Source organism: Confluentibacter flavum (genome assembly GCF_002843175.1).
In the GTDB taxonomy this organism is placed as follows: Bacteria; Bacteroidota; Bacteroidia; order Flavobacteriales; family Flavobacteriaceae; genus Confluentibacter; species Confluentibacter flavum.
In genome coordinates this window covers 1-15,013 of the sequence record NZ_PJEO01000044.1, presented here as the reverse complement: position 1 = coordinate 15,013, position 15,013 = coordinate 1, and the positions used below count along the sequence as shown (strand labels likewise).

8 protein-coding genes are annotated in these 15,013 nt (G+C 33.4%); 1 reads left to right on the top strand and 7 read right to left on the bottom strand.

The window, feature by feature from the left end; translation table 11 throughout:
- The first annotated feature begins 9 nt into the window (after positions 1 to 9).
- A complete protein-coding gene (locus CSW08_RS12155) occupies positions 10 to 264 on the top strand; it encodes an SUMF1/EgtB/PvdO family nonheme iron enzyme (RefSeq protein WP_106660156.1) in 255 nt (84 codons plus the stop codon).
- Positions 265 to 279: 15 nt separating this feature from the next.
- Here CSW08_RS12155 and CSW08_RS12150 read toward each other — a convergent pair whose 3' ends face one another.
- From CSW08_RS12150 to CSW08_RS12115, 7 genes are all read right to left on the bottom strand, one after another.
- Positions 280 to 2,691, bottom strand: a complete 2,412-nt coding sequence (locus CSW08_RS12150) for a glycoside hydrolase family 95 protein (RefSeq protein ID WP_106660155.1) — start codon at positions 2,689 to 2,691, stop codon at positions 280 to 282.
- 5 nt (positions 2,692 to 2,696) lie between these two features.
- Positions 2,697 to 5,843 (bottom strand): glycoside hydrolase family 2 TIM barrel-domain containing protein, encoded by a 3,147-nt coding sequence (locus CSW08_RS12145; protein ID WP_106660154.1) that lies wholly within the window; start codon positions 5,841 to 5,843, stop codon positions 2,697 to 2,699.
- A gap of 21 nt (positions 5,844 to 5,864) precedes the next feature.
- Positions 5,865 to 6,626, bottom strand: a complete 762-nt coding sequence (locus tag CSW08_RS18280) for a sulfatase-like hydrolase/transferase (RefSeq protein ID WP_203226886.1) — start codon at positions 6,624 to 6,626, stop codon at positions 5,865 to 5,867.
- A 46-nt stretch (positions 6,627 to 6,672) separates the two neighbouring features.
- A complete protein-coding gene (locus CSW08_RS12130; RefSeq protein WP_106660153.1) occupies positions 6,673 to 8,184 on the bottom strand; it encodes a sulfatase family protein in 1,512 nt (503 codons plus the stop codon).
- 148 nt (positions 8,185 to 8,332) lie between these two features.
- Positions 8,333 to 10,102, bottom strand: coding sequence for a RagB/SusD family nutrient uptake outer membrane protein (locus CSW08_RS12125; RefSeq protein ID WP_106660152.1), 1,770 nt, complete (start codon positions 10,100 to 10,102; stop codon positions 8,333 to 8,335).
- Positions 10,103 to 10,141: 39 nt separating this feature from the next.
- Positions 10,142 to 13,618, bottom strand: coding sequence for a SusC/RagA family TonB-linked outer membrane protein (locus CSW08_RS12120; protein WP_106660151.1), 3,477 nt, complete (start codon positions 13,616 to 13,618; stop codon positions 10,142 to 10,144).
- A gap of 151 nt (positions 13,619 to 13,769) precedes the next feature.
- Positions 13,770 to 15,013, bottom strand: a 1,244-nt coding sequence (locus CSW08_RS12115; RefSeq protein ID WP_106660150.1) for a FecR family protein, incomplete at its 5' end; no start/stop codon positions are given.

Sequence of the window (15,013 nt, the reverse complement as noted above, 5' to 3'; positions counted from 1 at the left end):
TTTATTTAATTGTTCTTACATAACGAGTTAGCATCTAAAAAAGACACAGTAATAAATCCTAAAGGAGCTGATAAAGCCTATAACCCAAATAATCCCTATTTAGAAGAAAAAATAATAAAAGGAGGGTCTTTTTTATGTAGTGACTCTTATTGTGCCAGTTATAGAGTGTCTTCCAGAATGGGAACGAGTATGGATTCTTCTGCCGAGCACACTGGCTTTAGAACCGTTGCAACTCCTGAAATGTTGTTAAGTCAAGGCGATTAACCATAGTTTCATCATTTAAGGTATTACATCTAACGTCGCATTTAGCGTAATAATTTGATTTGCTTTAAGCTCAATCCTTTTAATTATATCGGCATTTTTTACCTTACAAAAACCATCTGATTTGGAATGTATGGTAACAGAAACCAACTTGCTTGCTGCCCAAGTAAAACTCACCTCATAGCCGCCTCTGGCTTTCAATCCGCTTACCGTTCCCTCTTTCCAACTACTTGGAAGTGCTGGCAATAAATCAATAGTATTGTCGTCATGTGATTGCAGAAGCATTTCAATAATTCCTGCCGTTACTCCCATATTACCATCTAACTGAAAAGGGGGATGTGTTGATAGTAAGTTGCTGTAAACTCCACCCCCATCTAACATATTGCGTTTTTCTCCCCAACCATCATCTAAGCTTAATTTCATGGCGCGTCTCAACATTTTATAAGCTCTATCTCCATTATGTAACCTAGCCCATAGGTTAATTTTCCAACCCAGCGCCCAACCCGTACCTTCATCACCACGAGCATCAAGTGATACTTTGGCCGCTTCAGCAAGTGAAGAGGTTAAATTTGTACTTATTTGATTCGATGGATACAAAGCATACAAATGGGATACATGACGATGTTTGTTCTCGGGATCATCAACATCCTCTTTCCATTCTTGGAGCTGACCCCAATTCCCTATTTTTAAAGGCAATAGTTTTGCATGTGCTATCTCTATTTGTTTTGAAAATTCATCATCTATACCTAAAATATCATGAGCCTGCATACAATTATGAAACAAATCCCAAACAATTTGGATATCCATATAGGCACCTGCTGAAATTTCTCCGTGCTCTGGGGAATAGGAAGGAAAAGATACCAAATGCCCATGTTCATCTTTACTTAAATAATCTAACCAAAATAAAGCAGCATCTTTAATTAATGGATAAGCCTTTTCTGCTAAAAAAATTTTATCATTAGAGTATTTATAATGCTCCCATGCATGCCTAGTCAACCAAGCGGCTCCTGCTGGGAAAAATCCCCAAGGAAAGCCCCATCCCGGAGCTGTATAACCAAACGTATTATTCATGGTGTTTACTACCCATCCTCTTGCATTAAAAAAATCCTTGGCTGTTTGACTCCCAGGTTCTCTCAGTTTGTCTATATATTCTATTAAAGGTTCATGACATTCGGCCAAGTTAGCTGATTCTGCTGGCCAATAAATCATTTGAACATTTATATTAGCATGGTAATCTGAGGCCCAAGCTGGAGCCGTGCGATCATTCCATTTTCCTTGTAAATTCGCTGGTAGAGTACCCGGTCTTGAACTACTAATCAGTAAATACCTTCCATACTGAAAATACAAAGCTTCCAGTGATGGGTCTAAACCTCCTTTGGCATAGGAATCTAAACGGTTATTGGTCGGTATTTTCCCTTGTTCTTGATTATTACCTAATGATAAATGAACTCTATTGTGAAGGGCTGAAAAATCGGCTATATGTTCCTTCAAAACAGCTTCGTAATTGCTTTGCTTTAAGGATTCAATTATCTTTTTATTCTGGGCTATAAAATCCTTTCCTTTATAATTAGGGTAATCGTTCACATAATCGGTGGCCGCAGTGAGGTATAGATTAAGGTATTTTGCATTTCTCACATGTAATGTTTTGTCGGTAAATGATATTTCGCCATCGCTATCAATAAGCAATCTACTTTCGAAAGCCATACCATTATCTATAAGTTCACCAGATATAATTAATTGGTTATTCTCAAACGACATATTGGAATCCGAGCCAACATTATCTTGATTTACCTCATAATCAACCCCTTCATTACTATTATTTTTAAATTGAAAAACTAAGGCGTGTTTGGGATAACTAGCAAAGTATGTACGCTCAAAAGTAATTCCATTAGCTTTGTATTGAACGTAACCAACTCCATTTGAAATATCTAATTCTCTCCTATAATCTTGATATATACGATCTGATTTGGAGGTTACCAATAAATCCCCAAAAGGTTGAAAAGCACCAAAGCCCTCAAAATGCCCATTTGAAACATTTTTGATTTTTCCTATTAATTCTTTTTTTGCCAAAGTATTGGCATCCTTATAGTTTCCTTTTTCTATCAGTCGACGAATCTCTGGCAAATGCCTGTAAGCTCCAGGTCGGTTACCTCCATTATAGTCTTCCCAGGAACCCTTTCCTCCTGTCCATAACGATTCTTCATTAAACTGAATACGTTCTTCATACACTTTACCAAAAAACATGGCTCCTAAATAACCATTTCCGATAGGCAATGCATCCATGGACCAACTTTTGGCGGGGGCATTATACCATAGTTTTAAGTCACTCTTATTATTTTGTATGTCTTTTTCCGTGAATACTTTTTGCTCTGCACAAGAACAAAAAACTGTGACTAAAATTGCAACAAAAATTTGTTGTAATGTTTTCATTTTATTTATTTTAAAGATGGTGTTATTTTAAATTTGTATTGATATGTTTTGGCTTTAAGCAAATATTTTTCCATGGGCCATTTGCCCCAGCTATTAATACTTCCTAAGCCCATTTGTTTGCAATCAATATTTAAACTTGTTAAGTCTCGCTCTTTAATCTCGTTGGCATGTCGTTGATCTTTTTCTAAACCATCATCTAAATCTTCAGCTAGATAATGTAATGCCGTAAAGCTGAAAAAATCATCGGATTCAACATATATTTTAATGCTGCTATTTGATAACTCCATCCATCTGTTATCAGTTTTGTTACCTGTTTCTTGAGGACGGATGTAGGGATAATACTGTTCTGAAACTGTTTGATTGTAAAGCCCAACTTTTGCACTATAGTTTCTATCTATATAATTCTCATAGGGTCCTCTTCCGTAGTACGATAAGGCATTGAACTCTTTAGGTAAAATCATTTTTATACCAAATCTTGGTAATGCAGGTGTTTCTTTATTTTCATCTATGTCTATTAATTGTTGAATAACTAATTCACCTTGACTATTTATCTCATAATTTAGTGTTAACTTAGAAAATACTTGAGGTAAATTATAAATCGCTTTTACTTTAATTCCATCATCTTTTGTGGTAGAATATGTCCAATCTACAAGATTTGGATTGTCCATGGCTTCTTTCCAATCTCGCAGTTTTATTTGTAAGTTAGCCCCCATATCATTATCGGTTGGCGCTCTCCAAAAATTTGGCTGTAATTGATAGCCTTTTTTTAAAACAGGTTCATTATTAAATTTATAATCTGTAATATATCCTGTTTTTTTATTAAAAGTTATTTCAACATCATCACTTTTAAAAATAAGAGCATTATCCTCATTTTTAACTATCATTTTTGTACCGCTCCCTAGTTGTACATTGTTTTTCCAGTTGCCTTTAAGGTAAAGTTGTTCTTTGGCAATTTCAAAACCTTTTGATAAAAAAGGCTCATCTTCTTTTAGAGTATAGCTAATATTTACAAAGGCTTCTTTAAACTGTTTTGTTTTTAAATTTATAGGTAACAAAACTATTTCTTCTTTTTGAGGCCCTATTTCTAAATTATCAATAGTTCCGCTAACATCATCAACGCCATCTAAAACTAAAGTCCAATTTAAACGCACATTAACTAAGTATTTAAAGAAAAATTCATTAAAAACTTTTATTGTCATGGCTTCCTTATTATCCCAAGATGTTAAAATGTTTTGTTGTACATTTTTAACCTCAAAAGCATGTGGATTTGGTTGTCTCTCAGGGTTAAATACCCCATTGTTTAAAAAATTATTATCGCTTGGTATTCCTTTTGGTCCAAAATCGCCACCATATGCAAAAATGACCGTACCGTCTTCTTTAGTTTTATAAACAGATTGATCAACCATATCCCAAATAAAACCGCCTTGAAAATTTTTGTGCGCTCTAATAATATCCCAGTAGTCTTTAAAATTTCCCATAGAATTTCCCATAGCATGCGCATATTCACATTGAATAAAAGGCCTACTTGGATTGGGGTTTGCTTCAATGTAATCTTGCATACCTTTAGGTGAACTGTACATTGGATTTATAATATCTGAATCCCAATCAAACTTTATATTCTTTCCTTCCCAACCACCAACAGTTGCGCGTTCATATTGAATAGGTCTTGATGAATCCCGATTTTTTAACCATAAATAACTTCTATAAAAATTATAACCATTTCCTGCTTCATTACCCATACTCCAAATAATAATAGATGGGTGGTTTTTATCACGTTCTACCATACGTTGTATACGCTGTAAATGCGCCTGTTCCCAATTTGGTTTATTACCAAGGGTTTTTGTTATATCATAACCCATCCCGTGAGATTCTAAATTGGCTTCATCAACTAAGTAAATACCGTATGTATCGCATAATTCATAAAAATAAGGGTCGTTAGGATAATGCGACATTCTTACAGCATTAATATTAAATTCTTTTAAAACTTTAATATCCTGTTCCATGCGCTCTTTAGAAATAGTTTGTCCTGTAACAGGATCTGTTTCATGCCGATTCACTCCTTTTATGTAAATAGGCTGACCATTTACTAAAAGTTGGCCCCCTTTAATTTCTACTTTTCTAAAACCAATATTTTGAGGAATCACCTCGACTACTTCTTCTTTTTTGTTTTTTAAAATGAAGTTGACTTGATATAAATTAGGAATTTCTGCACTCCATTTTTTTGGATTTATTACATCGAAATTGAGACTTATATTTTTCGTTGATTCATTAAGTTCGACGCTTTTTGTTGCTATAAGTTTTGTTTCATCTTTTAGTTGAACTTCTAAAATGTATCCATCTTTCTTTTTAAATTCTGAAAATGTTGTTGAAATTTTTAAACTTCCATCTAAATATAAAGCATCCAAATCTGGGACTATTTCAAAATCTATTACATGAGATTTATTTCTAGCATACAAATAGGTATCTCTGGTGATACCGCTCATACGCCAAAAATCCTGACATTCTAAATAAGAGCCGTCACTCCATTTCATCACTTTTAAAACAATATTGTTTTCGCCTTCTTTTAAAAATTCATTTAATTTAAATTTCTGTGGCAATTTTCCATCTTCGCCATAGCCTACATAAGCACCATTTACCCAAACAGTAAGATTTGATTTTGCAGCACCTACATGAAGAAAAACATCTTTTCCTTTCCAATTTTTATTAATAGTAATGGTTTTTCGATAGATGCCAACTGGGTTGTAAGCTATAGGGACTAAAGGCGGGTTTATATTTATTAGATAATCAAAGTCGTAGGTGGTATTAGTATAAACCGGATATCCATAACCATTTACATCCCAGTTAGCTGGTATTTTAAAATCGTTCCAAGCATTATCATTATATTCAGTTTTTTCAAATCCTTTAGGTAAATCGTTAGGGCTTTCAACATATTTAAATTTCCAGATACCATCTAGGTTATAATAATTTTCAGATTTTTTCCAGTCGCCATTTTCTGCCAAAGCCTCGTTTTCATATACAAAATACGAAGCGTGCATAGGCATTCTGTTGTCCTCATTAATTGTTTCGTCTTGCCAAAAAGGGCTACTTTCTTGAGCCACAATGTGTAGCGAGTTAGTAATAAATAATAGTAATATGGTGTGTTTTATTTTCATGTATTTTATTAAATTATATTCTTAATTATCCCAAGACATTTTAAATTGGGCATCTTCCATTCTGTTTCCTTTTTCTTCGTCGTAAACAGCGTAATTGAATCCAGACCTTAAACTATAACCTGCATGCGCGCCTTTTTTATTTACAGCAATAAAGCCAACTTGTAAATACGCCATGTCATTATGATTTTTATGCTTGTTATGAATACGCTCTTCTTTTCCATAATTCAAAATTTGCAAAAAACTTATCCCATCTCCTTCAAAATCCGATGTCCCTAAAAGGTTTGAAAAGGTAGGGTAAAGATCCATAATATTAATTAAAGCATCACTTTGCGTATTGGCCTTTACTTTATTTGTCAAACTCACAATAAAAGGTACCCGGTGACCAACTTCATATAAAGAGCCCTTATGGCCTCTGAGCTCTTCACAACTTTTATGACCGTAATCCTTTCCATCATCACTTGTTAGCGTCCCTCCATTATCACTTGATACAATTAAGATTTTGTTTTCTCGAATTCCCAACTGATCTAGTTTCTTCATAATTTCTCCAACTGTCCAATCAAATTCTGCAACCATATCTCCTCTCTCACCAGCCTGGCTTACACCTTTAATGAAATCTGGAGGAGTACAAGGTCTATGTGGTGCTACCGTCAAATCTTTGCTTCCCATAAACCCGGAATCTATATAACCTGCATCATCTGCAATGATTACTATTATATTGGGTCTGTTATTTTTCGAAATTTCAGCAGTATTAATAGCTACATTTTTTTCTTCTTTGCAACCCAATATTAAAGTTAAAATAAGGATGTAATAAATGGATTTTATATTCGTATTATTTATTTTTTATGTTCTCAATCTCGTTTAGCATACTTTGAACCATTTCTGGATTTTGAGTTGCTAAATTATGTTGCTGACTTCTGTCTTTTTTTAAATTGTATAACTGATAATTTAAGTCATTTCCAGTTTCATGATTTACCCAATTTATTTTAGCCCCTTTATGTGGTGGGATTAATACGTAATCGCCTTTTCGATATGCTGTAATATTACTATCCCCTAAAACTAAGTCTGTTCTACCAACATCAGATTTACCAAGAAATGCATCTAAAATATTTGCGCTATCAGAAGTTGTATTTTTCTGATTAAGCATAGATGCAAAAGAAGCGGTAAAATCTATTTGGCAAACCAAAGCATTAGAAATTCCAGGTTTTATTTTTGCTGGCCACTTAATCATAAAAGGAACATGAGTTCCAGCATCAAACAAACTATACTTACCGCCTCTAAGCCCACCTGTTGGTGTGTGTTTTCCTATTTTTTCTATAGCATCATCTTTGTATCCATCATCTAAAACAGGTCCATTATCACTAGAAAAAATTACAATTGTATTTTCTGCTAAACCTAATTTATCCAATTCATCTAAAAACTGTCCAACAGCCCAATCTGCTTCTAAAATAACGTCCCCCCTTGGTCCTAAACTGGATTTTCCAGCAAAACGAGGATGTGGTACTCTTGGTACATGTGGTTGGTGCAAACTATAAAATAAAAAGAAAGGTTTGTCTTTATGATCGTTTATATATTTTTTTGATTCTTTTAAAAAATCATCACTCATATCTTCATCAATAAACAGTGCTGAATTACCACCACGCATGTATCCAATTCTTGAGATTCCGTTATGAATACTCATATCATGCCCATGACTTGGGTGTATTTTTAATAATTCAGGATTTTCTTTTCCAGTTGGTTCACCTTCAAAATTTTTACGGTAACTTACTTCTATAGGATCATTTGGGTCTAATCCATCAATATGATGATTTTTCACATAAACAGATGGGACTCTATCATTAGTTGATGCCATAACATACGAGTAATCAAATCCTATTTCTAGAGGTCCTGGTTTAACTTCTTTATTCCAATCCATATTTTCATCACCCAAACCCAAATGCCATTTTCCTATAACACCTGTAAAATAACCTGCATCATGCAACATAGATGGCAAGGTTTGTTTTCCTAATTCGAAAAGTAGAGGGGCATTACCAGGTAATACTTGTGCACGTTTACTTCTGAACGGATAGATTCCTGATAACAATGAAAAACGACTAGGCGTGCACGTTGGTGAAGTTGCGTAGCCATTTGTAAAACGAATGCCCTCTTTGGCTATACGATCTATATTGGGGGTTAATAACTCTGTTGACCCATAACTGCTAACATCTCCAAAACCTAAATCATCTGCATATATAATTACAATATTTGGTGTATTAAGTTTTACAGGCGACTTTTTTGTTTCTTTTCTAATAGATTGGCAATTTAGCAACAAACCAGATATAAGAATTGTAATAAATAGTTTCATGGGCTTCTTTATGTATTCGAATTAAATTAATTATACCGTTTATTCAATTTGGACTTATTGTTTAATTTTCTTATTTAAAATTAGAGAGTAGTCGATCTTATTACAGATCAACCACTCATTAAACTAAAAAAACTAACTCAAATTAAAATTAATTGTATCCTGGATTCTGTACCAAATTAACATTATCAGAAATTAATCCCTGACTTAATGGTAAATAGTAACGCTCTGTTCCAAAAGTTCTAACATTAGGTTCTACAAAAGATGCATTGGTAAGTGTTATAGTATAGCGGTCTGTATCTAAATTATACTCAAACTTTAAACCTTGTGTTCTAACACCGTCTAATACTGTAGTTGCTATTCTCCAACGAATAAGATCCCAAAATCTGTGATCTTCAAAACAAAGCTCGAATTCACGCTCTAAACGGATATTATCTTCCGTAACTTCAGTTCTTAGAGGCATTCCTGCTCTTTCTCTAATTAAATTAATATTAGTTAAGGCTTCACCTGACTTATTTAAATAAAATGCTGCTTCTGCATGGTTTAAAAGTATTTCTCCATATCTAAACACATAATAATCTTGTCCTGATTCTCTACCACCATCTTTAGGAGCTAATCGAGTTGGGTCTATTCTTTTTCTTAACAATAGTGACGTTGTTTTAATGTTTCTTGGAAAAGCAGCCCCTTGCCATAATTTTCCATTATAATCAATAATTTGATTAGGATTTGTAGACGTTTTTACTACGCCACCGTCTGTATAAGTAGTTTTAGAATGGAAATAAACAGGTTTGTCTCTATATACAGTTTCTGGATAAAATACAGACGCCCTAAAACGTGGATCTTTTTTTCCAAAAAACTGATCCATATCCCATGTGTTGGCAGTAGTTAATTGACTACGAGGTATGTTTGGACTACCGTCTTGAAATTCAAACTTTTCTACAAAATCATAAAATACTTGAAAATTAGCATTCCAAGAAGAATCATACCCTTGTGGTGTTGCCAAAAGATCAAAATCATGCCCTCTAGTGATTGATTCAAATTTTTCCACAAAAATGAGTTCACTATTCCCTTCATCAATAAATAAATCACCATAATTCTTCACCTTGTCACTAGATTTATTATATAAACTAAATCCTGCACTCATTAAAGCTTGAGAAGCATCGTAACTTTTTTGATAATACCCTTGTGCATCTCCTGAAGGAATTCCAACAACTCCGTCTAATTGAACTTGACTGAATTTAGCAATACTAGCTGCATATAACATGGCTCTACTTTGTAAAGCTAAAGCGGCGTACTTATCTGCTCTTCCGTCCGCACCTTTCTTCTCATCTGTAAATAAGGCAATGGCTTCATTTAATTCACTATAAATAAAGTCGTAAACTTCTTTTTCAGTATTTCGCGTTGGGAACATTTCTTCATTAGGAGCATCTTTATCCAACACTTTTGTTACTAAAGGTACACCACCGAAACGTTTTACCATTTCAAAATACATAAATGCTCTTAAAAACTTTGCTTCTGCAATTTTAGCATTAATATAGCTTTGGTCAAATGATTTACTGTTTACTATACCTTCTAAAATATAGTTAATGTCACGTATGCTACCATACGGCCAATAATTTAATTCACCTGCCCCACCTGCTTGTGAATAGATTCTGTTCTGAGCTTTGTTTGGTTCCTGCCAAACTGCAAAATTCGTGTATTCCATACCTACGGCAGATATAATTCCTAACCCATTTTGACTTTGCCCAGTCATATTCATGAATGGCATATTCTCATAAACATTAGCTAAATAAGCTTCTGTTAATTCTTCTTTTTCAAAAACTGATATTTCGGAAATAAAAGCTGGTTCTTTAATCAAGTCATTTTCACAACTCATAATAGTAATAACTGTTATAAGTAGTATATATAATATTTTTTTCATCTGAATGTTTTTAAATTATTACACGTTTAATAGCTTATTCTATAACCCTAATTTTATACCTAAACTAAATGTTCTCATTAGGGGTAATCCAAAACCTGAAGCGTCCGAAAGCTGTTCTGGATCATGATCTTCTTTATAAATACCTAATTTAGATAATGTTAATAAATTATCTCCAGACACGTATAATTCTAAATTAGAAACTCCTATTTTATTTAGCACTTCTTTAGGTAAACTGTAAGCTACAGTTGCCGATTTTAATCTAACGTAAGTACCGTCTTTTAACCAAAAGTCTGAACTTGGATTGTTCCAAGATCTAGTACCAGAAATTTCAAAAGCAGGTATTTGAGCATTAGGGTTTGATGATACTCCTGGATTTGAAGGGTCTTGCACCCAAGCATATTTTGTATGAAATGCAAGAGGTACTTGATTTGTAAAAAATGGCGCCCTAACATGACCACCTACATTTATATTAAACAATGAAGCTCCCTGCCATTGTGTAACTAGACTCCAATTTTTATAAGAAATGATGGTCTGTAAGGCATAGGTTAAATTTGGAGTTGCACCACGACCAATTAATTCACGGTCATCTAGATTAATTATATTGTCTCCGTTTACGTCAATATACCTAATATCTCCAGGTTTTGGAGTTCCAGGAATATCCTCTATTGTATAAGCAGCAAGATATTCATCTACCTCTGCTTGAGAGTTAAATAAACCATCTGTTATATAACCAAAAACTCTATTAGTCCAATTACCTGAAAGTTGGTTGTATTTAACATTCCTTGGGTTATCGAAGTCTATATTTTCTACTTGATAATCGTATTTTTCACGAGAGAACCCAACATTACCTTTTATATCAAACCTAAAATCTCCAATATTATCTCTATAACCTAATGCCAATTCCCAACCTCTATTGTTTCTAGAATTTATATTTATTAAAGGCAAACTAGCTCCAAATATTGAAGATGTGTTTCCTATATCCCGACCTAATAATCCCGTTCTTTCTCTATAAAAAATATCTACTTCTCCATAAACTTTACTTTTTAGTAATGAAAAGTCTAAACCTGCATTATACATAGTAACTTTTTCCCAAGATATTAGCTCGTTTATTAAACCTGCATTAGAAATAATAGGTATATTCATACCATCTAATATATATATGTTCCCTGTTTCTTGAAAACCAGTTAGATAATCAAAAGATGTGTTACTAACATTAGAATCAATACCAGATTCACTGTACGACAATCTTAGTTTTAATTGATTTATTGTGTTATTGTTTTCCATAAAATTTTCTTTATGAACATTCCAACCTGCAGAAACTGAAGGGAAGTAACCCCATCTATTTTTAGGTCCAAATTTAGAACTGGCATCTGCACGAAACGTAGCTTCTAATAAATATTTATTATCATAATTATAATTAAGCCTACTTGTATAGCTTATTCTTGTATATTCTAATTGCTTAGCATATCCGTCAGTTGTTGTTAGTTTATTTTCTCCTACTATCTGCGGAACATCAGGCGATAAATTATCTAATCTCGAAGCGCTTAAGCCATCGTATTGATTGTTTTCGTGTTCGAAAAAAGCCAATAGTCCAATCTCATGTTTATCGTAAGTTTTATTAAACTGTCCATAAAACCTTGAGACTATTCTTCGATTTGAGTCACCACCACCTGTATAGCTTTTACTAAAAACATTACCTGATTGAACACCTTCAATTCTATATCCGTCATCAGTACTACTTACTAGTTCCGGGTTATAAGTATAAACCTCATAAGGTCTATTTAATATTTCTGTATAACGATTTCTAAATCTAACATTAACTTTTGATCCAAGTGTTAATCCAGGTAAAAAAGATGCATCATACTTAAGATCCATAGCTGCCGCTAATGTCTGTGTTTTTTTCAAATCATATCCAGCAAATTTTTTAAACATTCTTCCTATAATAGACCTTTGACTGAAGCCAGAAAATGGAACTCTATCAGGATCTGGTAATTCATAAGCATAAAATGGTTGAGACGTTCTTAAATCATTTAATATATTAGCTACGCCACCTGAAGCATAATCTGTAACTTCATCAATATATGATGCATTAAGTGCCATATGTAAATCTTTAGTGATTTTAGCATCCATATTATGAGTAATGGTTATTTTACCATAATCATAATCGCCTCTTAATATGCCATTCTGGTTCATTACCCCTATGGAAGTATAATGCGTTAAGTTCTCACTACCTCCACTTACACTAAAATTATGATTAGCTATTTGTGCACCTCCATTCTTTACTAATCTATTTTTCCAATCATAACTGGTTAATTCTCCAGAACGATATTGGCTTATTAATTCTTCAGTAGCAACTCCATAATCAATAGGTTTATTTGGAGTGGTTGGATCGTATTGTGTATTAAAAAAAGCATCTCTCTGTATCTGCAAATAATCTGCAGCATTAGCAAATTCTGGTAATGCAATTTCGTGCTGAGTACCATACCAACCATGGTAATTAATTTTTGTTTTACCTTGTTTTCCGCGCTTAGTTGTTACTAGAATAACACCATTACCTCCTCTTGCACCATATATAGCAGCAGATGCATCTTTTAAAACGGTAATAGACTCAACATCGTTAGGATCAAGTCTATCAATATAAGACTCAATACCATCAACAATTACTAAAGGAGAAGCAAAACCACGAATGTTTAACTGCACATTGTCTTCACCTGGTAATCCAGGGTTCTGATTGGTTATTAAACCTGGTATTTGTCCTATAAGTAAACTTTTAACATTTGCAGTTGGTACATTTACAACATCATCCATTTTTACTGTAGCTATAGAGCCAGTAACATGAGTTTTCTTTTGAGTTCCATACCCTACAACCACCACCTCATCAAGTCCAGCAGCGATTTCCTCTAAAGTAACGTTTATGTTGGATTGTCCATTTACAGGGATTTCTTTATTGGCAAAACCCATAAAGGAGACCACCAATATAGCATTTGAATTGGCAACCTCAATTGAAAAATTCCCATCAAAATCAGTCATTACTCCATTACCTGTGCCTTTTTCAAGTATGTTTGCTCCTGATAAAGGTTGTCCTGACTGATCTTTTACCGTGCCGGAAACATTGTATTCTTGTACCTTTTCCTCTAAAGTTTTAGGAGGGATTTCTTTTATTATTATGGCATTGTTAGCATTTAAGGTAATTTCCAAATTTCCGTGCGACAAGCTTCGCTTTAGTAATTCGTTTGTTCTTATTACCCCTTTTTTTACTTGTACTTTGGGAAAGTCCTCAAAAATTCCTTTCTCATAAAAGAACTTGTAGTCTGTTTGTTCCATTATGAGATAAAAAACTTCATTCACTGTTAATAGTTTATCTTCTGCAATTTTAACCTTAGAGTTTTGAGAAACAATATCGTTAGGAGATAAAGCGAAAAAAGCTGTACAAAAAAAGAAAACCATTATTCTCATAATATTCATTAATAACTGCTTTCTAAACGGAAAGGCAGGATTAGTTAAACTTATTTCCATAAATTTGTGTTTTATTGGTTAATTAAAAATTTTAGTTATTCAGTAATCTCAAGGGGATAGAGTTATAAACTTTTGCGGGTTAAACTTTATCCTTCTTTTTTTTAAAAGTTTTTTTTATTTCATTGGCTATAAATATTAGTTGGTTTAGTTTTTATTTTAAAATTATTATCTTATTTCCTTTTATTTCATAATTATTAATTGTTGAAGATTTCATAATTGATAATATTTCTTCAATATTTTGGTCCTTATCCAATGACCCTATGAATTCCAAAGATTCCAGCTCTGTGTTCTCAAAAATGATATCTACATCATACCATCTGGACAAAACTTTCATTATTTCTTTTAATGGTTTACTTCTAAAACTAAAAACGCCATCTTTCCAAGATATTTGCTCATACACATCTACTTCCTTAATTTGAATGGTACCATTCCTTACATCAAAATTTGATTGTTGATTTGGTTTCAAATTTTGAATTGTCTTGCCATTACCTACAGCTACTTTACCTTCAACCAACGTTGTATAAACATTGGTTTCGTCCTTGTAAGCTTTTATATTAAATTCAGTCCCTAAAACTTCCACTTCTTGGGCATTATTGATTACTTTGAATGTTGAACCTCCATGCACTGTACTTGGTGAGACATCGAAATAAGCCTCTCCGTAAACAAGCTCTACTTCCCTAGTCTGTCCTTTAACAAAATTTACCGGGTACTTTAACTGGGTTTCTGAATTTAGCCAAACTTCTGTCCCGTCAGACAAAACAATATTAAATTGGCCACCTCGAGGAATGGTTAGGTAATTATATACAACTTTAGCAACATTTCCTTCTCCAGATTTATAAACGATTTTCTCCCCATTGCTATTAGCTTTTTGAGTTTGGACCGTACTGCCTTTTTCCAATACCAAAACGGACCCATCTTCTAAGGTCAATGTAGCTTTATCGGTACCTGGCACTATATTACTGTCTACTATGGTTGATGGTTTTACTTGGGGTGAATTATTTATATCATCTTGAAATAAATAAGCTGTTGCAAGAATTCCAATTAAAACCGCAGCTGCAACATACCTTAAGATTGGAAATATTCTTTTTATTGACGGCTGCTTCTTTTTATTTGTTTCTAATATATTATTATAGATACGATTAGCGGCGGCTTCTTCCATGTCTGGATAAGCCTCTAGCAGTTTTGAGACCTCTTCAATAGTTGGTACACCCGAAAAATCCTTGGATTTCTGGAAATATGCCACAATCTGTTGCACTTCTTCTTCGGAACATTCCCTCCTTATATATTTATTAAATAATTCTTTGATTTCAATTGATTCCATTATTATTATATCGCTGTTGATATATATAATACCCTTGAGACCAAATAGAATACTATTCAAATTGCATTTTTTTT